Consider the following 19,479-nt stretch of genomic DNA (forward strand, 5'->3'; position numbering starts at 1 on the left):
CGGCACCGCCCGAACTAGCGTCGAAATCGCCCTGTCAATGCTGGCACCGATGGCGGGCGGGGAAGACGGCGTGAGCCGCAGACAGGAAAGGAGGCTCCGATGACCGGTAGCGGTTTGATGGACGCCAACACGGACACGCTCGCGAGAGTGGTCCAGATGGCCGCGGTGGTCGTGCAGGAGATCGAAGGGCACCGCGGCAAGCTCGAGGGTGAAGTGAACAGCGTCATCCCCGCGCAGTGGAACATGAACCAGTCCCAGGCGCTGCTCGTGGCGCACAAGAAGTGGGACATGGCCATTCGCAACCTGTGCCAGAAGCTGGAAAAGCTGGGTGGCGACACCCAGTTCGCGATGAACGACTACATCAACGCCGACGACCAGGGCGTCCAGTGCTTCAACGGCGCCGAAGGTGGCGGCGGTTTCGGCGGCGGTGGTGGAGCGGGCTTCGGCGGTGGCTTCGGTGGTGGTTTCGGCGGCGGCTTCGGTGGCGGTTTCGGCGGTGGCTTCGGGGACGCGCTCGGGGGTGACCTCGGTGGCGGTCTCGGCGACATCGGCGGCGGTGACTCCGGCAGCGGTGGCGGCGGCGATTCCGGTGACGGCGGCGGTGGCGATTCCGGCGGTGACTCCGGCAGCGGTGGTGGCGGTGGCTCCGGATCTTCCGGCAGCACCTACGCCTTCGCCGGGGTGCTCCGCGCCCTGTGACCTTCCACCCGGCTGAGCAACACGAATCACGGAAAGGAGAGGACCCGTGCGCAAACTCGCGATGTTCGGTGCGCTGGACGGACTTTCGGCCAGCATGAACGGCTGCGTCAACGGCGTGCAGCAGTCGATCGACTCCTGGGGCAACGCCTCGGGAATGACCCAGGCCGACTGGACCGACCAGGCAGGCGGGCAGTTCGCCGAGATCAGCCGCGCCTGCCAGCAGGTGATGGTCGCGGGGCAGGAACTGATGCAGGCCATGAACCAGGGCGTGCAGTCCTGCAACTCGGAGAACATGGCCGCGGTGCAGCGTTCCTGCGGGCGGCTGGGCTCCGCGTGAGCGGTGCCCGCTGAAGGTGTCCCGGTGCGCCCCCGCGCACCGGGGCACCGTGGCAGCAACAGGTCAGCGGCGGCCACGCCGGCTCCGCGTCCAGCACAGTGGGGAACAGCTCGGCGAACCGGCGCTGGCCGGATGAAAGGTCTGCGATGTCCGAACCTGGTGCGGCACCGTCCACCGGATCGCCCGCGTCCGCGGAGAAATCCGGCGAGGGTTCAGCGCCCGCGGCCAAGCCCGCCGATTCCGCGGGACAGGTGAACTCGGACTCCGGTGGTTCGGCGGAGAAGCAAGACGCCACCCAGTCCGCGCAGCACAACGGTGAGCAGGAACAAGCCACCTCGACCACACCCACCGGCAAGGGCGAGCAAGAGCAAAACGCCTCGACCACGCCCACGGACAAAGGCGAGCAAGAGCAAAACGCCTCGACCACGCCCGCCGACAAAGGCGAACAAGAGCAAAACGCCTCGACCACGCCCGCCGACAAAGGCGAACAAGAGCGAAGCACCACAACCACACCGACCGACAACGGCGAACAAGTACAAGGCACCTCGGCCACACCCGCCGGCAACGGCGAACAAAGCGAATTCCGCCAGTCGGTTCACGAACAAGAACCACCCATCAGCCCAGCCGACTCGATGCACCAGGTGGCCGCCGACACGGACCGAGCCGCCGAGACGCTCAAGACCACCACCGAAGAGGGAGCCGCGGCGTGGGCCGCCACCAAGGCGGAGTGGACCGGCGCGCCCGCCGAGGAGGCGGACCGGCGGGCGGCCGAATTGGCCGAGCAGGGCAACGATGCCGCCCGCCTGGCGAATTCGGTGAGTGAAGCCACCGCGAAGAGCGCGGGCCACACCGAGCAGGCCAGGCTCACCGACGAGCAACTGCTCACCGACGGCGAGGGCGACTGGAACTCCGCTCGCGCCCTGCTGCCGGACGGGTACAGGCAGGTCGCCGAGACACAACTCGCCACGGCCACCGCGAACGCCACCCGGCAGAACCACGCCGCCGCCGAAGCCGGAATCCGGCAGGTCTGGGCAGAACTGTTCGACGAGGGTGGCGACCTGGTCGACGACGCCGGTGCTGCCGTCAGGGATGCGGGCAACCAGGCGGACGAAGCGCTCGGTGACGCCGGCGATGCGCTGGCCGGCGGCGTCAGCGGCGCGTTCGAGTCCGCGGGCGAATTCCTGGGCGGTCCGGTCGGCAGGGCGCTCGGGGAAGGGGTCGGCGACGCCTTCGGCGGCGAGTTGGAGACAGCCGGAGAACTGGCGGGCGAGGCCGTGGACGGGCTCGCCGGCACGGTCGGCACCGGGCTGGAGACGCTCGGCGGGGTTTCCGACGCGATCGGCGACGGCATTCGCGATGGCGACCCGTTGAGCATCCCAGGGGAAGTGGGTGCCGCGTACGGGGAAGGCGTCGGCGAAACCGTCGAACACTGGCTGGAGACACGCGACGACATGGTCGACGCCGTCACCGACGGGGTGGCCGACGATGTCGCGAACATCGGCGAAACCACACTCGAAGTCGCGGAAGCGGCCGGCTTGCTGGACGAGGCGACCGAAGCGATGCGCGACGCGGGCGACGCGGCCGTGGACTCCGCGTCGTACCTGGGCGAAAGCGCCGACGATCTCATCGACGGCGCCGGATCCGCTGTCGGCGGCGCACTCCAAGCACTGGAACTCGCGACGGCCGGGCAAACCGTCACCAGCATGGCCGATGCGGCCGGTGACGCCGTCGCCGAGCAGACGACGGCGCACGGCGCGGGGGTGCGGAACAGCATCTACGACGCCGCGCAGGGCCTGGACGGCAAGGACCGGCCGCGGACGGTCTACATCTCCCACGAACGCTACCCGGCGTCCGCGCAGCACGTGGACGAAGCCCAGGGCGGGAGGATCTGGCGCGGTGACGAATACCGGGACACCCGATCCGGGCTGGGAAGTGTTTTCCAGGTCGATCGTCCTGGTGCCGCCGACCGTCGCGCGGCTGCTCTCGGCTCGCTCCCGTCCAGCTCGGAATACGACCGGGACGAGTACCCGCCCGCGGTCGCGGACACCACCGGGGAGAAGAGCGTGAAGAACCTGCCGTTCTCCGACAACCGTGGCGCGGGTTCGTCGATGGGCAACCAGATCAACGGGCGCGACGCCTCCATCCAGCGCCAGCTCGAAGGCACCGGGCTACCGTTCTTCGGTGACGGCCGCGTCGATGACGGGGACTGGATCGAATTGAGGACTTTCCGATGAGCACGGCACAGGCGGGACTGGCGGAACTGCTCGAGCGGGCCAGGGGCCCGCTGGGGCCACCGGTCGAGGGCGACTTCGGCGCCGGATTGCCGGGTGAGCTCGGCGCGTTGCTGGCGGAGCTGAACGGGTTCGCGTTGTTCGACTACGGTGTCCAGGTGTTCCACGCCGGCCCATCCGGGCTCGGCCCGGAACTCGGTGCCTGGAACGCCGCGGACACCTGGAAGGACACCTACGGCGACCTGGCCGGCGGGCTGCTGTGCTTCGCGCAGGACCTGTTCGGCGTCCAGTTCGCCATCGAGGAGGGCCGGCGGATCGTCACCTTCGATCCGGAGACGGGCGAACGGGAGAGCGTCGGCCCGGATCTCGACAGCTGGGCCGGCTGGTTGCTGGAGCAGCCGGACGTGCACGGTGCGCGGTCGTTCGCCGCGCTCTGGCAGGACACGCACGGCGCGCTCGGGCACGGCGAGCGGTTGCTGCCGATCGAGCCGTTCGTGCTCGGCGGCGAATACGCGCTGGACAACCTCGTCGTCCGCGATGCGGTGACCGCCATGCGAATCCGCGGCCCGCTCGCCCAGCAGCTGCGCGACCTGCCCGACGGCACCCAGATCTCGTTCGTCATCACCTGAGGCGAACCTCGCGCGGACCTTCCTCCTGGAACGCGCCGATGGCCGGGGCGGGTCGCGGCGGCGGTGGTCACCGCACGCTGGGCTGGTTGCCCGCCACGATGTCGCCGAGATTGGTGAGCGCGGAGTTGTGGTCTTCTTCCCTGAAGTAGTCGACGTGCCGGCCGAACCCGGGGACGCCTTGCCCGGGCAGCGGATCGGCGCGGAACGTCTGATTGCCGAATCCCGCACCGGTCGGATCGGCCCCGAGCGGTGAGAGGGTGACCGGAACCCCGTCGAGCGGAGCGGACACCGACCCGATGTCGCCGATCCAGTCGTCTTCGAACTCCGTGGCCCACACGCGGGTGCCGGGAGACAGATTGAGCTGCGAGGCGTCGTGTACGCCGAGACCGGGACTGCCGACCGAAACGAAGTCGTCAACCGGCAGGCCCGGGTTCTCCCGGGCCGCCAATCCGGCGGTGGTGCCGCCGTAGCTGTACCCGATGAGCGTGTTGTGCGATCGTCCTTCGTAGTGGCTGTCGCGAAGGCCCTGCTGGAAACCGGCGAGGTCGCCCGCGGCGTTCATCGCGTAGGAAGGCGATGCCGCGTGCGGGAAGATGCTGTCCGGTGCGTCGTAGCCGAGCCAGGTGATGACCGAGACCGGTGGCGGCGCCTGGCCCGGCGGCGTCTCGGGGGCCAGCGCGGCCAGCGCGGCCCGGTGAATGGCGTCGCCGTCGCCGATCAGGTTCCCGGCGTCGCCGAGGTCCGCCATGGCGCCGGGAACGAAGGTCGCGACGTGTTCGGCGATGTCCGGATTTCCCCGCGCCACGATGAAGCTACCGTCTTCCCGCGGGTCGAAGCCGAGCAGGTAGAACCGGTCGTGTTCCCCGTTCCCCTCGGTCTCCTCCAGGCGGTCGTGAATGGTGGTGATTCCGCTGAGCTCGGCGATCCTGTCGTCGAGCTCGCGGATTCGCTGTTCCACGTGGAGCCGCTCCACGTCGTGCCCTGGGCCCTGCAGGTTCTCCCGTTCGGCCAAGAGCCGGTCGCGCTCCGCCTTGCCGGCGGCGAGATCGGCCTCGACCCGGGGCAGCTCCCGCTCCAGCAGGATGCGGTTGGCCTTGTCGCGGGCGACCGCCGGTGCACCGTCCTGGTTGCCGACGATTTCCGGGTGCTGCCCGGCGAGCGCCAGCCAGTGCTCGTCGATTTCCTCCCGGTTCGCTCCTTCGGGGGGCCGGGGTAGCTGAGTCCCGCCTTGTCCGGCGTCGTGGAGCACGGCCTGCGCGTTGTCCAGGTCGGCGGCCGCGGGCTGCACGGCCGGCGTACCGGGGTGGACCGCCGGGCCGTTCCCCGCGGTCGTCGGCGTGGCTGGTGCGGTGGCCGGCTGCGCGACCGCGCCCTGCGGCGCTTCGCCGTCCGGAGCCGGCACCGGGACCGGGGCGGAAGGCGCTCCGGGCGCCGGCTCAGCCGGCGCCCCGGCCTCGAGGTGGCGGATGTTGGCCGCCGTGCGTTCGTCTTCCCGGTTGACGTCGCGCACCGTGGCGGCCTCGATCTGGCTCCTGGCGACGTTCCGGTCCGCGTCCGGGAGGAGGTGGGAAAGCTCGTAGGGGGCGTCGTTCGAGCTGACGACCGCTTCCCGGCGTTCGATGCCGTCCCGGACGTGGCCGGCGGCCGCGTTCGTGTAGTCGGTCAGGGCCGCGGCTTCCTGCTCGACGGTGTCGACCTCGGCGGCCACCGAATCGGCGCGGTTCCGCGTCGCCTCGCCCGCGGGGTCGTGCCAGGCCCGGTCGACGGCGGCCGTGGCCTGCTCGCTCTCGCCGCGAGCCGTCGCGGCCGTTTCGCCGACCTTGCCCACCTCGTCGCCGACCGCCTCGAGCCGCTCCGGCGGGGTCACTTCCTGGGTCTGTCCCCGCACGGCTGTTTTCAGTTCGCTCTCGTCACCGGCCTCGGTTCGCTCCGGGGTGCCGTCGCTCGCACGCTCGCCGGAACCTGCCGGCTCGCCGTTCCGCGGCTCCGGCCCGGATGCGTCCGCCTTCTCCGCAGACTCCGGACCGCGAGCCGGCTCGGGCGTGCTCTTTTCCGCCGGGGCAGCGGATTCCGCCTTGGACGCGGCGGGTGCCGAAGGTGCTGCAGCCGTGGCGGTGCCGCCACCCGAGTCCTCTGCCATCAGCGGAACTCCTCGATCGACACGGTGGGAGCCCAGCTTCGCGCGCCGAGAACGGCCGTGACGGCGCCTGACCTGTTCCGGCCAGCAGGCGGGTGGCCGGAACAGGCCAGCAGCCGCCGCACCACCCGCACCGGCGCGACACTGATCACCAAGGCTCCGGCAAGAGTTCAGGGAGTGCCCAGATGGCCGAAACAGCAGGAGACGGTCCCACCGCGTCCGCCTCCCCCGCACCGGCGGATTCCGGTGCGGGCGACCCGGCTCCCGCGGAGAAGCGATCGGGCGCGGGGACCACGGAAACGGGTGCCGAGGAGAAGGCGCCCGCGGCCGCAGACACCGGCCAGGACCCAGCGGCGCGCACGGACGAGACCCGCACCGAAACCTCCGGGAACGAGAACACCGCCTCCGCTCAGGAGCCGAACGGGGACCGCACCGAAGCGCGGGGCGAAACCACCGGGAACGAAGACGCCGCCGGAACGCCGGCCCCGGGCCAAGGGCCGCCGGGCGACGGGCGCACCGGCGGCGAAGGTGCCGGTCAGGAGCAACGGTCCACGGCACCGGAAGACAGAACCGACGAACTCACCCAGCGGGTGCTCGCCGAGGCACCCCTGCCCGAAACCGACACCGGGGTGATCCGCACCGCCGCCGACGGGCTGCGTGAGACCGGCGCCCGCGGGCGGGACGCCGCCGATCAGGCGCTCAGCGTCGCGTACGCAACCGAGCAGGACTGGCGTGGCCGTCCCGGCGAGCAGTTCGGCGAGCAGACGACCGCCGAGGCCGAACGGACCAGGGCGGCCGGTGAGGACATGGTCAGGCTCGGCGAAGGGCTCTCCCGCGGCGCCGACACCGTGGACACGCTCACCCGGGAGCGGCTGGCCGACATCGATGACGGCCGTCCGATCCACGCGGTGAGCCAGACGATGCCCCCGGCGGAAGGCAACTTCGTCGCCGACCGCCTGGTGAACGACCTCGTCCAGCGCGGCCGGAACGCGACCGACCAGGCCGCCCAGCAGGTGCGCGACACCTTCGACGGCTGGCAGGTCACCCCGATCCAGCACGAACGCGCTCCCGTGGTGACCGGACACCGGCTCGAAGTGGAAACCGGGAAGAAAAAGGGCGGCCGGAACCACGAGAAGCTCTTCGGTGCCAACAAAACCGACGACCAGGTCGAGCGCAGCAAGCTGAGCGACCCGTCGCTGGTGCGCAACTACGACGCGGTGCGGGACGCGTCGTTCCAGGTCGACTCCGGGCTGCGCAACCTGGAACTGGCGGGCAACGACGTGCCTGCCCGGCTCACCGCCGACGTCACCGGGTGGCGCAGCGACTCGTTGCCGCACCAGGGTTCGCTCTACACCGAGTTCCTGGACACGCCCACCCCGAAGGGCGGCCGGTTCGACGGGAAGGCGGCCTGGGGCTTGGGCGGGTCGGCGGACGTGCGTGCCGACGTCGGCGACGTCTCCGGGCGGGCGAGACTCGAAGCGCTGGCCGGTGCCGAAGCCGAGGCCAAGCTCGACGTCGGCTCGCAGTTCTTCGGTGCCGGGGCCGGTGGCTTCGCCGGGGCCAAGGTGAGCGCGGGCGGCTTCACCGAAGTCGGTGGCTTCGGTGCGGGTGGCAGGGCCGAAGCCCGGTTCGGCATCGGGCTCGACGCGGGGGTGACCTTCGGCAAGAAGGACGGGGACTGGGTGATCGGCGGCAAGATCGGCGCCGCACTCGGCCTCGGCGGGAAGCTGGAGGGCCAGCTCGTCATCGACCCGGACAAGGCGGGCCAGACCCTGCGGGACCTCGGATCGGCCATCGTCGACGGCTTCCGGAACCCGGGTCCCGCGATCCCCCACACCACCTACTTCTAGTGGAGAGCCACGGTGCCGGCGAGCCTGTCCTTCCCGATCGAGTTCACCATGCCACCCGGCTGGCGGCCCCCGCTGCCGCAGGAGGCCGCGGGCGCGGTCGTCGCCGTGCGACCCGGGCTGACCGCGACCATCGCCTCGACCGGCGAGTTCCGGGCGGACGACACGGGGTTGCCCGAGATCGCCGACGAGGCCGTCGCCACGCTGCGCGAGTCCGGCACGCACGTCGACGTGCTGAGCCGGACGGAGGTCGGTGGTTCCGCTTCACCGGGGCTCGCGCAGATCCTGCTGCTGGGCCCCGGCGGGCAGGTGGTGCAGTGCCAGGCGTTCCTCGCGGTGCTCGACGGCGGCGGCAGCGGCGTGCGCGTGGTGCTGCGGTTCGTGCTGGCCACGACCAGGCAGGAGGCCGGGGGCCTGGTGGGCGACTTCCAGCAGTTCCTCGACACCGTTCGCCTGAGGCCGGGGAGCGCGGCCGAGCTCGAGCAGCCGGTCCCCCGGCACACCCGTTCGTCACCCGAAGAGAACAACCAGTGAGACCGAGGAGAACCCACGGTGAAGCCGATGATCGACCCGGCCGCGCGGAAGGCGGACTACGAACGGCTGCGCGACGACCTGCTCGAAATCCGGGAGAAGATCGCCGACATCGAGGCCGTGGCCGACTCGCCGGACGGCCTCGTCAGCGCCACGGTGGTCGGCCGCGGTGAGCTGAGCGAGCTCTACCTCGACCCCAGGATCTACCGGACGCACGATTCGAAGGCGCTCGCCGCCTCCATCGTGGACACGATCAGGGACGCGGTGGCGCAGTCGCAGGAGCAGCTGTTCGAGATCACCCGCCAGTACCTGCCGCCCACCGCGAAGCTCGAGGACACCGACGTGCACACCGGCCCCTTCCTGCACCAGCTGGACCGGAAGATCAAGGGAGAGTTCTGATGGCGGACTACGACATGGACCCGGACGCGGTGACCCGCGGCATCAACCGGCTGCGTGCGGTCGGCGAGGACTTCGGGGGCGCGTGGGAAACGCACAAGCGGGCCATCCAGGCCGGGCAGGCGGGCATCGGCGGGGACACCCTCGCCCAGGCGTTCCTGGAGAAGTACCTGCCGCTCGCCGAGCAGCTGACGGCGAAGGCCGACGGCATCCCCGGCGCGTACCGCGGGTTGTGCGACGACGCGATGGGCTGCGTGGCGGACTACCTCGCGGCGGACGCACAGGGCACCGGCGCGGTCGACCGGCTCACCGGCACCGACGGCCGGGAAACACCGGCCTGACGCCATGACCGGCAGCAGGCTGACGGCGGCGGCCGTGGTCACCGCGGCCCTGGTGGTCCACCCCGGCGTGGCCACGGCGGCACCGCCGCCGGGTGCCTGCGGTGACGCCGACCCGGCGAGCCCCACCGTCACCGAGGTGCCGTGGGCCCAGCGGACGCTCGACACGAAGGCCGTGCACGAGCACGGCACCGGCGCCGGGGTGGTGGTCGCCGTGGTCGACTCCGGGGTGGACGCCGACCACCCGCAGCTGCGCCAGCCCGGGAAGGTCGCGCCCGGCCAGGACTTCTTCCTCGTCGGCGACCTCCCGGGCGACTTCGACTGCGTTTCGCACGGCACCGGGGTGGCCGGCCTCATCGCGGCGGCCCCCGCCCCCGGCATCGGGTTCACCGGCCTGGCGCCGGACGCCACGATCCTGCCGGTGCGGGTCAGCGAGAGCGACACCACCGACGGCGCCAGCCAGGCCATCGATCCCGAGGTGCTGGCCAGGGGCATCTGGTACGCGGCCGACCAGGGTGCCGACGTGCTCAACCTGTCCGTCGCGGGTGGACTCGACAACACCTACGTGCGCGACGCGATCCGGTACGCGGTGTCGAAGGACGTGGTCGTGGTGGCCGCCGCGGGCAACGCCCAGCAGGGGGCCGCGCCCGGCCCCGCGAGCTACCCCGCCGGTTACGACGGGGTGCTCGGGGTCGGTGCGGTGGACATGACCGGCACCCGGCTGCCGAGTTCGCAGATCGGGCCGCAGGTGGACCTCGTGGCCCCGGGGGCCGGGGTGCTCAGCACCGCGCGGGCGGGCGGGCACCAGTACCGCGACGGCACCAGTTTCGCGGCGCCGTTCGTGTCGGCGACCGCGGCGCTGGTGCGATCGGCCCGGCCGGAGCTGTCCGCCCCGGAGGTGGTGCGGCGGATCCTCGCCACCGCGAGCCCGGCGCCGGGTGGCCGGGACAGCACCGCCTACGGGGCCGGGCTGGTCAACCCGTACCGGGCGCTGACCGACGGCCTGGTGACCGCGGGCCCGGCCGCGGTGCCCGCCGTGCGGCGTCCCGTGCCCGACCCGGCGCAGGTGCGCCTCGCCGAATGGTGGGACGGCAGCACCTCGGCGGCACGGCTCATCGCGGTGCTCACCGGCGCGCTGGCCGCGCTGGGCGCGCTCACCGCGCTCGTGCTCGGCCGGGGGCGCCGCACCGGCTGGCGCCCCCGCCGCGCGGTCCTCCCGCCCGCCGAGCCCCGGCACGGCGGGCGCGACGACCTGCCGGAGGAGATGTTCGTGGTGCCGCCCCCACCGGCGGAACGCTGACCAGCACGGTTCACCGGAGCACCGCGGCCGGGTCGAGGCCGCTGCCCAGCGGCACCCGGTCGACCAGGCCGGCGGGCAGCCGGACGGGCGTCGCTTCGCCGTAGCCCAGGATGGCCAGCACCTCGCGGCTCGCCAGCGGGAACGCCCGGCCCTGGTCGGTGACCAGCACGAGGGTGCCCGCGTACGCCCCCGCGCTCGGCATCACCTCGACCACCGCCGCCCGCCCCGGCTCCACGTGGATGCGGTCGGCCATCGGCATCCCGTGCGCACCCCGGCCGGGGGTGGCCATGGTCGCGCCGCCGGGCACCTGGACGTCGACGTGCAGTTCGGGCACCGCCGCGGCGGGCTGGTAGGTGGCGCAGAGCGTGCCCCCGCCGGCGAACCGGGGACGCACCACGGGTGCCGCGCCCGGCTCGGCCGGGACCGGGGGCGCCTTGGGCGCCGCGGCGGCCGCGGCCGGGCCGAGCGGGACGTCCACCGGCTGGCCGCCGTCGTAGGCACGCGCGGTTTCCGGATCGGCGCGCTGGATGTCGTACTGGAGCGGGGAAATCGGCCGGAGGCGGTCCGCCTCGGCCAGGTAGTGCTCCCGCCCGCCGGAGGTCTGCACGACCAGCAGCTGACCCACCCGCAGGCCGGTCAGGCCCGGCACGGCCGTGGACGGCGAGCCGGTGCCCGCCGGGCGGAGGGGCCCGATCGGCGCACCCGCGGGCAGGATGTCCACCAGCGGCATCCCGGCCCGCGTCCTCGGCTCGGTGCCCAGCCCGAGCCCCGCCGACACGATGCCCGGCTGCTCGATGCGGTGCCGGTGGCCACCGGCGATCAGGTAGGTCTCCCCGCTGGCGGGCACCTCGGCGAGCACCGCCGCGTCGGCCAGCGGCCTGCCACCGGGGGCGCCGGTGCCCACCAGCAGCAGCGATTCGTCCACGGTGGACCCGCTGGGGTCGGGTACCGGCCGCGAGCAGAGGCTCCAGCCACCGGTGAGCAGCCGGTCCGGGGCGGGCAGCGCGTCCGGCGCGTCCGCGAGGCCGATCCACGGCCCGCGCGGCACCCCCGCCAGCGAATCACTGGCCACCGAGACCGTTTCGGCGTGCTCACCGAGGGCGAGCAGCGCCGAGGCGTAGTTCGTCACCGGGTGCAGCACGCCGCCGAGGTAGAGGTAACGCGCCCCGGACTCCTGCGCCACGATCACCGACGGCCGCTCCCGCCACGAGGTGTTCCCGCCCGGGTTGACCAGCCCGTACACCCAGAACCCCACCAGTGCCAGCACCCCGATGACCACACTGCCGATCGCGGCGCCGCCGGGACGGCGGAACGGCGGCTGCTCCGGGTCCGGTTCGCGCGTCACCAGCGCCGAGATCGCCCGCTGAGCCAGGAACTGGTGCGCCTGCAGCAGGTCGCGTTTGGACGCCATCGCCTCAGCCGCTCAGTCCGCGCACGAGCCCGTACAGGCCCAGCACCGCGCACAGCACGGGCACGCACGCCAGCACGATGCCGATTTCCAGCAGTTCGGCGAACCGGCCGAAGAACGGGCTCGGCAACCGCTTGCTGTAGCCGAGGCCCAGCAGGATCGCCAGGCCGGCCACGGCGATCAGCACGGGTGTGGTCACCGCGAGCAGGCTGTCCCCTTCGGCCATCAGCGGGCCGGTGACCAGCGCCCCCGCGCCCGCCACACCGGTCAGCAGCAACGGGGCCCGGTGCCGCACGGCCGGGTAGAGCCGGGCCCGCAGGCAGAAGCCGACCGAGAGCACGCAGAGCAGCACGACGACCGAGGCGCTCGCCTGCCCGGCCACCGCGAACTGGGCGAGCACGGCGACCGTGGCGGCCCCGCCGATGGCGCCGGTGAGCAGCTGGTCGGCTCGCAGCACCGCGGCGTACACCGCGTGCCGCGGTGGCTGCGGGTCGTCCCGCACCAGGTCGGCGGTGCTGCGTGGCAGCACCGGCATCGGAACCCGGCCCAGCCGGGTGGCCAGCGGGCCGAACAGCGGTGAGCACAGCAGCACCACCGCGGCCGCGACCGCGGCGCCGTCCACCCCGTCCAGCGCGTCCAGCCCGGCCAGCCAGGCCGCGAGCCCGCCCAGCAGGCCCGCGGTGACCCCCGCGATGAACAGTTCGGCGCGCTCGACCACCCCGGCGTATCCCAGCGCGGAGGCCACCACGAGCGCCGAGCACGCGGCGAGCAGGTGCGGTGCGCCGAACCCGGCGCCCGGCGGGCCACCGCCGAGCAGCAGCCCGCCACCGGCGAAGGCGAACGGCAAGCCCAGCGCGGCGACGACCGCGCCGGCCCCCGCGTCCCCCAGCGCGCGGGCCAGCGCCGTTCCGGCGGCGAGCAGGACCACGCAGCAGCAGAAGGCGGCCCACGCCGCCGCCGTCCACGGTGGCCCGGCTCGCAGCAGCGCCACCAGGGCGAGGATCGCCGAGAACGCGCCGGTGAGCAGTCCCGCGGCACGGGTGTGCGCGGGCCCCCACGGCCTGCCGGTCCGCCCGGCGCCCTGCGCGATGGTGTCGGCGAGGTCGTCGTACTCCAGCTCGGGCCAGTGCAGGCGGCGGGACACCAGGTGCAGCACCTCGCCGTCGCGGATGCCGCAGGTGCCGAGCGAGGTGCCGAGGTCGAGCGCGGTGCCGTCGGTGCGGCGCAGCAGCCAGCCGCCGTCGGTCACCCCGTCGTCGGCGAGGCTCTCCCCGGCGCGGCGCAGGAGGCCGGGCAGGACCTCGGCCACCGACGCGCGTTCCGGCAGCGCCAGGTCGATCCGCCGAGCCGGTGCGTCGATGGTCACCCTGACGAGGTTCGTCGTCATCCGCGTCGTCCTCCTGGCCTCGCGGGGCCGCGGCAGCATCCTGCCGCGAGCGCCACCGTGGAACTTCCCGTTCCTACGATGGGAGAGCGAACGGTCCGGGGGAACGGCCACGGCAGCTACCGGACACCCATTTCCACAGGGGACACGATGACGAATCCCGGCGACGACGAACTGGTCCCCCTCGGCGACGGCCCGGTGGCCACGGTGTTCGCCGGGGTTGACGGGGACACCGCATTCGCCCTCAAGGTCTACCCCGGGCCGATCGACCGGCGGACCCGCGGCCTGCTGGAGGCCGAACTGCGCAGGCTGGGCGAGTTGCGCACGCGGGCGCACGTGCTGGTGGCCGACCAGGTGGCGGAACTGCCCGGCGGCCGGTGCGCGCTGCGGATGGAGCTGTGCACCCAGTCGCTGCCGGAGCTCATCGGCTCGGTCGGCCCGCTGACCGTTCCGGACGCGCTCGCCGTGGGCAGCGCACTGGCCGCGGCGCTCGCGGCCGCCCACGCCCTGGGGGTGGTGCACGGCGGGGTCACCCCCGGCAACGTGCTGTTCCGGCCGTCCGGGGAGCCGGTGCTCGCCGACTTCGGCCTCACCCTGCGCCACGCCTTCCCGCCGGACGTGGCCGCGGCGGTGGACTTCCTGGCACCGGAGACCGTGCGGGACGGCACCAGGGACGAGCGGACGGACCTGTACGGGCTCGGTGCCGTGCTGTACTTCGCGCTGGCTGGTTCGTCACCGCACCAGGGGCGGCTGGGTGAACCGGTGGACGAACGGCTCCTGCGCACGCTCAGCGGCGAGGTGCCCGTGCTGGAGCGCACGGACCTGCCGCCGGGGCTGAGCCAGCTGGTGTCCGCGCTGCTGGCCAAGAACCCGGACGCGCGACCGCTGGACGCGGCGACGGTGGCCGCCAGGCTGGGCCCACCGCAGACCCAGCCGGTGTTCGACGACTTCGGTGACGCCTTCGCGAGTCCCGCCGAGCCGCCGCCGCAGCCGCCCGTCCCCGCCCCCCAGCCCCGGGGAGAGCTGGTGGTGCAGTACGGGCCCGGCGACGAGGCGCGGCGCAAGCCGAAGGCCGGTGCCGCGCTCGCCGCCGCCGGTGCGCTGTCGGTGCTGGCCGTCGCGGTGGTGCTGTTGCTGCTGAACCGGCCCGCGAAGCTCGACGTGCCGATCGGCCCGGCCGGGGTCGCCGCCCCGGCGCCCGCTCCGCCCGGCGCGCAGGCGGTGCTCCTCGAACTGGCCGATCCGGTGGACAAGGGCAACTACGTCGAACTGTCGTGGCGGAGCAGCGAACCGCTGGACTTCGTGGTTATCATCGCGCCGGAGGGGCAGGAAGCGCAGTCGAAGTTCGTCGAGCGGGCCACCACCTACCGAGACCGGATCGACCCGGTGCTGCGGTACTGCTTCCTGGTCCAGGGCGCCACCTCCACCGGCTTCGTGCAGAGCCAGCCGAAACCGATCCGGGAAGCCACCTGCACCGACGAGTAGCTCCACGCGGAGGTTTCGTGACCGCTCCACCCCTGGTGCTCACCCTCGCCGTGGACGAGGGAACCCAGCACACCTGGGACGAGCTGCGCCGGACCTGGTTCCCGCCCGACCGCCTGCTCGTCGGGGCCCACCTCACCCTCTTCCACGCCCTGCCGGGCACCCGGACCGGCGCGATCACCACCACCTGCGCCGAAACCGCCGCCGGCACCTCGCCCTTCCCCCTCGCCGTGGACGGAATCCGCTCCCTCGGCCGGGGCACCGCGCTGACCGTTTCGTCGACGGTCCTTTCGCGACTCCACCAGAGCTTGCAGAGCCGCTGGCGCCCGTGGCTGACCGCCCAGGACGCCCAGCCGTTCAAGCCCCACGTCACCGTGCAGAACAAGGTGAGCCCGCAGGCCGCCGCCGACACCCTCACCCTGCTGCTGGCCGATTTCACCCCGGCCGAGGCCACCGCCACCGGCCTCGACCTCTGGCAGTACCTGGGCGGCCCCTGGCGCCCGCTGGCCTCATTCCCCTTCACCGCCCACTGAGCAGCGCTCCCCGCCCCGCCCCGATACCCGCCGTAGTCACGCTGAAAGAGCGAGGTGGCCCCACGTCCGGACCCTCAACCATGCTCCCCGGCAGACCCGCCATCCTCCACCGTCTCCTCCGGCGGACGCACCTGCGAAGGATCACGCAGCCACTTCAGCTTCACCTCGAACTGCCCCTGCAGCCCGGTCTTCGCGATCACCGCGCCCGCCTGCGCGTCCAGCTTCACGCCGAACTTCAGCTCCACCTCGTCCGGGCCCATCGCCCGGAACTTCGCCAGCGCGGCCGCCGCCGCATCGCGCACCTCGTCCAGCGCGCGTTCGAACGACACCCCCGCCTCGCGGAGCAGGTTCTTCGGGCGACCGGCGCGTTCGACCGAATGCGGGACCTCCACTTCGACCAGCACCGAACCCCCGTCGTCGAGCGGGAACCGCACGAACTCCGTCACTGACACCCTCCTATCGGCCGCACGGCAGGTCGAGCCCGTCCTCGGGTGCGAGGCGGACCCGTTCGAGCACCTCCAGCAAGCGTTCCAGCTGCGCCGGATCGGCGAGGTAGTCCAGCACCGCCCGGTGGAAGGCGTCGCTCATCGTCGCGGGCATCATGTCCGAAGCGTCGAAGCACCACGCCCCCGAGGTCAGCCGTCCGGCCACCTTCACGCTCAGCGGATCCCGGTACACCCCCTGGGCCACCAGGTTCGGGTTGATCGAGAAGCTGGAACTGGCCGCCTCGGACGGCCACACCGCCTGCCCGCGGTCCGAAGCCAGGTACCGCATCAGCGACCGGGCGGCGGGTGAGTCGGTGAACATCCCGGCCAGGTCCGCCGACACCACGGCCGGTTCCGCGGCCGGGTCGGCGAGCGGGTCCACCACCGGGAACGGGAAGAAGTCGAACTGCCCCACCGCCGGTTTCGCCCGGTACTGCTGGTAACCGCTGATCCTGGACGAGGCGAAGTGGTCCAGCACGCACCCCGGCGGTTCGGCGAACATCGGCTCGGCGCTGTTCCCGAACCCCAGCAGCAGCGCGCCGTTCGTGCCACCGCGCACCGCACCGGCCGGGGTGACCAGCCTGCCCCAGTCCGCCCACGCCTGCCGGACCTCCGGCGAGGTCCACGGCAGCTCACCGGCCGCCCACCGCCGGTAGACCTCCGGACCGGAGCGCCGCAGCAGGATGTCCTCGATCCAGTCGGTGCCCGGCCAGCCCGAGGTGCTCTGCGACTCCATGCCGAGGCACCACGGGGTCCGCCCGCGCGCACCCAGCTCGTCGCCGAGCGCGACCAGGCCGGCCCAGGTGCGCGGGGGCGGGCCGGGCAGCGTGCCGGTGCGGTACCAGACCAGGCTCTTCAGGTCCGCCTTCACCACCACCGCGTAGTCCGCCTGCGTGCCGAGGCGCCGCAGCGGCAGCCACTGCGCCCCGCCCTGCTCCCCGGCCCGGTCCCCCTCGATCGGGTGCAGGTCGCCACCGGCCGCGTACCCCGCCAGTTCCCCGGGGTTCGGCAGCACCGCGATGTCCGGCGGCTTGCCCTGCTGCACCTCCGAGCGCAGCACCTGGGTGACCGAGCGGGTCCCGCGGTAGTCGACCTCGATCCCGCTCTCCTCCTCGAACCGCTGGAGCACCGTTTCGAACGCGGCCCCCTCGGCGCCCTCCCACGAGGCGAGCACGGTCAGCGTCTCGGTCCCCGGCGGCCCGGCCGAGCAGGCGCTCAGGCCGAGCAGCAGCACCCCGAGCAGCGCCCGGCCCCTCAACCACCTCATGCGGACCTCCGGTCGAAGCGGTACTCGGCGATGCGCTCGTGGAAACCGGCCAGCACCAGGCCGGTGATCGCCAGGCCGAGCCCGGCGATCAGGTACTCGAACAGGACGGGCACGTCGGCGGCGGCGAGCTGGTCGTCGATCCGGCGGCCCTCCTCGGCGGGTTCACCGGCGACCGCGGGCGGGGCCGCGGGACCGGCGGGCAGTCCGGCGGCCAGCTGGTCGGCCACCGGGCCGCAGGCACCCGCGCAGTGCTCCCGGACCAGACCGACCAGTTTCGGCCGCCCGGCGGCGGCCTCGGCGGTCATCCCGGCACGCCACTGCGCCACCGCCGTGTCCACCGTGCCACCGGCCTCCCGCGCCCCCGCCGCCGAACCGAAGGCGAACCAGGTGGTCACGACCATGCCGAGCAGCAGCCCGGACGCGCCGAGCAGCCAGAAGTTCCAGCGCCGCCGGAACCGCCGCCGCAGGCCCCGCTGCGCCCAGCCCAGCAGCCCGGCCAGCAGCAGCGCGGGCAGCAGCCACAGCCAGGCCACCGCGGTGGCCAGCCAGCCGTCCGAGAGCTGGGCGCGCAGGGCGCCGTGCTGGAGGTCGGCGAGCGCGCCGAGCCGGGCGAGGATGCCGTTGTCCGCCGCGTGCATCAGCCGCGAGGCGTACCAGAGGTCGGCGGTGCCGAGCATCCGGCCACCGTCCTGCCGGTAGTGCGCGTCGGCCTGCTCGACGAAGTTCGTGTACCCGGCCAGCAGTCCTTCGACCACCTGGAGCCCGAGACTGCCCTCGTCCCCGGCCGCGTTGTGCTCGGCGACCCGCGCCAGGCTCTGGCGGGCGATCACCAGCTCGCTCTGGTGCCGCTCCCCCGGCCCGATCAGCTCGACCTGGCCGGTGTCGAAACTGCTCACCACCGCGTTGTCCGCCTTGACCAGCGCGTCCTGGGCGGCCACCACGGCCAGCACCGCGGGTGCGGTCCTCGCCCGCACGTCGGCCACGGTGGCCTGCACCCCGGTGAAGGTGAGCAGCGCCGCGAGCGCGGCCACCACGGTGGCGGCGACCAGCCCGAGGCGCAGCCGGGTCAGCCAGCGCAGGGTGCTCATCCGGCCGCGCCCACCCGCGTCCCGCACCGGCCGCACACCTTCGCACGGGCCCGCAGCTGCCGCTGGCACCCGGTGCACCGCACCGCCTCCCCCGTTTCCCCGTCGGGTTCGGGCTCCGGCTGGGACGTGGTGGCCACCGACATGCCCGAGCCGAGCACCGCGGAGTTCACCTCGCCGGGGCGGAGGCCCGGCCGGAGCCGGAAGCCGCCGCGGCCGTCCTCCTCGACCAGCCGCCGCAGCCGGGTGAGCAGGTTCTCGTCCCCGATCTCGGCCGCCAGCCGCAGCGCGCCACCCCACTGGCGGACCGCCTCCGGCAGCGCCCCGGAGTCGTGCGCCCGCCAGCCCAGTTCGACCAGCGTGCGCAGTTCGGCCTGCCGGACGTGCCCGCTGAGCCGCTCGTCCACCCGGCTGGACAGGGCGGGGTCCTCGGTGAGGTGGCCGAGCACGGAACCGCTCACCCCGGTCCCGTCCGGGGCGATCCGCCCGAGCAACCGGTCCTCGCCCAGCGTCAGCCGGCCGGTGTCGACTTCGAAGCACAGGTGGTACTCGCGCTGCTCGGCGCCCCAGCCGCCGGTCGGCAGTTCGTGCGCGTGCTCGCCGAGCGCCCGCACCTGCGCTGTCATGTCCACTTTGGACGGGTAGACCTGCTTGGCGAAGCGCAGCGAGGTGTAGGGCATGGTGGTGATCCGCAGCCGCAGTTCGGGGAGCACCCGGCCCATCGCGGACTCGATCAGCTGCCGGAAGTCCGCGGCCAGTTCGGCTTCGGCGAGCACCGCGTCGGCCTGGCCGTGCAGCGCGCCGCAGATCCGCTCCAGTTCCGCCGCCTGCCAGTCGTCGCCGATGCCGCGTGCGTCGCAGTCGAACCGGCCTTCGCACGCGGCGAGGGCCTGCGCCAGCCGTTCCGGCGGCTCGGACTCGTTCTTGCCGTCGGTGAGCAGGATCGCGTGCCGCACCGCGTCCGGGTGCGCTTCGAACAACTCCGCCGCCAGGGTGAGCCAGGTGCTCATCGCCGTTCCGCCGCCCGCGACCAGTCCGGGCAGCGCCGCCTTCGCCGCGGCCCTGGTTTCGCCGCTGGCCCGCACCAGGCCGTGTGCCGGGTAGACCATCGACGCGCGGCTGGTGCCGCTCACCACGCCGAAGTGCACGCCGTCGCGCAGGGCGTCGATGGCGACCGCGGTGGCCTGGCGCGCGGCGGCGATCTTCGTCGGCGGCCAGTCCATCGACGCCGAGCAGTCCACCAGCAGCACCTCGGCGGCCTCGGCCGGTGGCTGCCCGCCCACCGCCCGCACGGTGACCACCACGTGCATGGTCTCGTCCCCGGCCGCCAGGTACTTGTTCTGGCTCAGTTCGACTTCGAACTCCGGTGCCTGGTCCGTGGTCATCGCCG

At 73.3% G+C, this 19,479-nt stretch carries 18 protein-coding genes; 11 read left to right on the top strand and 7 right to left on the bottom strand.

What is annotated here, in order from left to right; genetic code table 11:
- The first annotated feature begins 99 nt into the window (after nt 1–99).
- From AC07EG_RS09570 to AC07EG_RS09585, 4 genes are all read left to right on the top strand, one after another.
- A complete protein-coding gene (locus AC07EG_RS09570) occupies nt 100–699 on the top strand; it encodes a hypothetical protein (protein WP_478252573.1) in 600 nt (199 codons plus the stop codon).
- Nucleotides 700–745: 46 nt separating this feature from the next.
- A complete protein-coding gene (locus AC07EG_RS09575) occupies nt 746–1,036 on the top strand; it encodes a hypothetical protein (protein ID WP_478252574.1) in 291 nt (96 codons plus the stop codon).
- A gap of 146 nt (nt 1,037–1,182) precedes the next feature.
- A complete protein-coding gene (locus tag AC07EG_RS09580) occupies nt 1,183–3,270 on the top strand; it encodes a hypothetical protein (protein WP_478252575.1) in 2,088 nt (695 codons plus the stop codon).
- Nucleotides 3,267–3,896, top strand: coding sequence for an SMI1/KNR4 family protein (locus tag AC07EG_RS09585; RefSeq protein ID WP_478252576.1), 630 nt, complete (start codon nt 3,267–3,269; stop codon nt 3,894–3,896). Before AC07EG_RS09580 ends, AC07EG_RS09585 begins: the two co-directional genes overlap by 4 nt.
- 67 nt (nt 3,897–3,963) lie before the next feature.
- On the opposite strand, the gene AC07EG_RS09590 is transcribed toward AC07EG_RS09585, so the two are convergent.
- On the bottom strand, nt 3,964–6,267 hold the full coding sequence (locus tag AC07EG_RS09590) for an alpha/beta hydrolase (protein WP_478252577.1): 2,304 nt from the start codon (nt 6,265–6,267) through the stop codon (nt 3,964–3,966).
- Here AC07EG_RS09590 and AC07EG_RS09595 point away from each other — a divergent pair.
- The 5 genes from AC07EG_RS09595 to mycP are packed head-to-tail and all read left to right on the top strand — an operon-like array spanning nt 6,219 to nt 10,445.
- Nucleotides 6,219–7,883: a hypothetical protein gene (locus AC07EG_RS09595; protein WP_478252578.1), complete on the top strand. Its 1,665-nt coding sequence runs from the start codon at nt 6,219–6,221 to the stop codon at nt 7,881–7,883. The two genes, AC07EG_RS09590 and AC07EG_RS09595, sit on opposite strands and share 49 nt — an antisense overlap.
- A 12-nt stretch (nt 7,884–7,895) precedes the next feature.
- A complete protein-coding gene (locus tag AC07EG_RS09600; RefSeq protein WP_478252579.1) occupies nt 7,896–8,414 on the top strand; it encodes a hypothetical protein in 519 nt (172 codons plus the stop codon).
- Between the two features lie 27 nt (nt 8,415–8,441).
- Nucleotides 8,442–8,810, top strand: coding sequence for a YbaB/EbfC family nucleoid-associated protein (locus tag AC07EG_RS09605; protein WP_478252628.1), 369 nt, complete (start codon nt 8,442–8,444; stop codon nt 8,808–8,810).
- Nucleotides 8,810–9,148: a hypothetical protein gene (locus AC07EG_RS09610; RefSeq protein WP_478252580.1), complete on the top strand. Its 339-nt coding sequence runs from the start codon at nt 8,810–8,812 to the stop codon at nt 9,146–9,148. Before AC07EG_RS09605 ends, AC07EG_RS09610 begins: the two co-directional genes overlap by 1 nt.
- A 4-nt stretch (nt 9,149–9,152) precedes the next feature.
- Entirely contained in the window at nt 9,153–10,445 is a 1,293-nt protein-coding gene (mycP, locus tag AC07EG_RS09615; RefSeq protein ID WP_478252581.1) for a type VII secretion-associated serine protease mycosin, read from the top strand.
- A 10-nt stretch (nt 10,446–10,455) separates the two neighbouring features.
- On the opposite strand, the gene eccB is transcribed toward mycP, so the two are convergent.
- Together eccB and eccD are read right to left on the bottom strand one after the other, a co-directional pair.
- The gene (gene eccB / locus AC07EG_RS09620; protein ID WP_478252582.1) at nt 10,456–11,856 is read right to left on the bottom strand and encodes a type VII secretion protein EccB; all 1,401 of its coding nucleotides are present in this window, start codon (nt 11,854–11,856) and stop codon (nt 10,456–10,458) included.
- A 4-nt stretch (nt 11,857–11,860) separates the two neighbouring features.
- On the bottom strand, nt 11,861–13,240 hold the full coding sequence (gene eccD, locus AC07EG_RS09625; RefSeq protein WP_478252583.1) for a type VII secretion integral membrane protein EccD: 1,380 nt from the start codon (nt 13,238–13,240) through the stop codon (nt 11,861–11,863).
- Nucleotides 13,241–13,387: 147 nt separating this feature from the next.
- On the opposite strand from eccD, the gene AC07EG_RS09630 reads away from it, so the two are divergent.
- Together AC07EG_RS09630 and AC07EG_RS09635 are read left to right on the top strand one after the other, a co-directional pair.
- The gene (locus AC07EG_RS09630) at nt 13,388–14,722 is read left to right on the top strand and encodes a serine/threonine protein kinase (RefSeq protein ID WP_478252584.1); all 1,335 of its coding nucleotides are present in this window, start codon (nt 13,388–13,390) and stop codon (nt 14,720–14,722) included.
- A gap of 17 nt (nt 14,723–14,739) precedes the next feature.
- Nucleotides 14,740–15,252: a 2'-5' RNA ligase family protein gene (locus AC07EG_RS09635; RefSeq protein WP_478252585.1), complete on the top strand. Its 513-nt coding sequence runs from the start codon at nt 14,740–14,742 to the stop codon at nt 15,250–15,252.
- Between the two features lie 74 nt (nt 15,253–15,326).
- Here the strand turns inward: AC07EG_RS09635 and AC07EG_RS09640 are convergent, their stop codons facing one another.
- Genes AC07EG_RS09640 through AC07EG_RS09655 form a run of 4 tightly spaced genes read right to left on the bottom strand, consistent with a single transcriptional unit; the run spans nt 15,327 to nt 19,474 of the window.
- The gene (locus tag AC07EG_RS09640; RefSeq protein WP_478252586.1) at nt 15,327–15,698 is read right to left on the bottom strand and encodes a CU044_2847 family protein; all 372 of its coding nucleotides are present in this window, start codon (nt 15,696–15,698) and stop codon (nt 15,327–15,329) included.
- A 10-nt stretch (nt 15,699–15,708) separates the two neighbouring features.
- Complete coding sequence (locus AC07EG_RS09645; RefSeq protein ID WP_478252587.1) at nt 15,709–17,004, bottom strand: ABC transporter substrate-binding protein; 1,296 nt, start codon at nt 17,002–17,004, stop codon at nt 15,709–15,711.
- On the bottom strand, nt 17,001–18,119 hold the full coding sequence (locus AC07EG_RS09650) for a hypothetical protein (RefSeq protein ID WP_478252588.1): 1,119 nt from the start codon (nt 18,117–18,119) through the stop codon (nt 17,001–17,003). Before AC07EG_RS09650 ends, AC07EG_RS09645 begins: the two co-directional genes overlap by 4 nt.
- Nucleotides 18,089–19,474, bottom strand: a complete 1,386-nt coding sequence (locus AC07EG_RS09655) for a VWA domain-containing protein (protein ID WP_478252589.1) — start codon at nt 19,472–19,474, stop codon at nt 18,089–18,091. Before AC07EG_RS09655 ends, AC07EG_RS09650 begins: the two co-directional genes overlap by 31 nt.
- Nucleotides 19,475–19,479 lie beyond the last annotated feature (5 nt).

It is taken from the genome of Amycolatopsis sp. NPDC045836 (assembly GCF_056431745.1).

Bases quoted from the DNA above. Each gene is read 5' to 3' on its own strand.
- AC07EG_RS09570 (WP_478252573.1), top strand. From the start codon at position 100: ATGACCGGTAGCGGTTTGATGGACGCCAACACGGACACGCTCGCGAGA.
- AC07EG_RS09580 (WP_478252575.1), top strand. From the start codon at position 1,183: ATGTCCGAACCTGGTGCGGCACCGTCCACCGGATCGCCCGCGTCCGCG.
- AC07EG_RS09585 (WP_478252576.1), top strand. From the start codon at position 3,267: ATGAGCACGGCACAGGCGGGACTGGCGGAACTGCTCGAGCGGGCCAGG.
- AC07EG_RS09595 (WP_478252578.1), top strand. From the start codon at position 6,219: ATGGCCGAAACAGCAGGAGACGGTCCCACCGCGTCCGCCTCCCCCGCA.
- AC07EG_RS09605 (WP_478252628.1), top strand. From the start codon at position 8,442: ATGATCGACCCGGCCGCGCGGAAGGCGGACTACGAACGGCTGCGCGAC.
- AC07EG_RS09610 (WP_478252580.1), top strand. From the start codon at position 8,810: ATGGCGGACTACGACATGGACCCGGACGCGGTGACCCGCGGCATCAAC.
- mycP (WP_478252581.1), top strand. From the start codon at position 9,153: ATGACCGGCAGCAGGCTGACGGCGGCGGCCGTGGTCACCGCGGCCCTG.
- eccB (WP_478252582.1), bottom strand. From the start codon at position 11,856: ATGGCGTCCAAACGCGACCTGCTGCAGGCGCACCAGTTCCTGGCTCAG.
- eccD (WP_478252583.1), bottom strand. From the start codon at position 13,240: ATGACGACGAACCTCGTCAGGGTGACCATCGACGCACCGGCTCGGCGG.
- AC07EG_RS09630 (WP_478252584.1), top strand. From the start codon at position 13,388: ATGACGAATCCCGGCGACGACGAACTGGTCCCCCTCGGCGACGGCCCG.
- AC07EG_RS09645 (WP_478252587.1), bottom strand. From the start codon at position 17,004: ATGAGGTGGTTGAGGGGCCGGGCGCTGCTCGGGGTGCTGCTGCTCGGC.
- AC07EG_RS09655 (WP_478252589.1), bottom strand. From the start codon at position 19,474: ATGACCACGGACCAGGCACCGGAGTTCGAAGTCGAACTGAGCCAGAAC.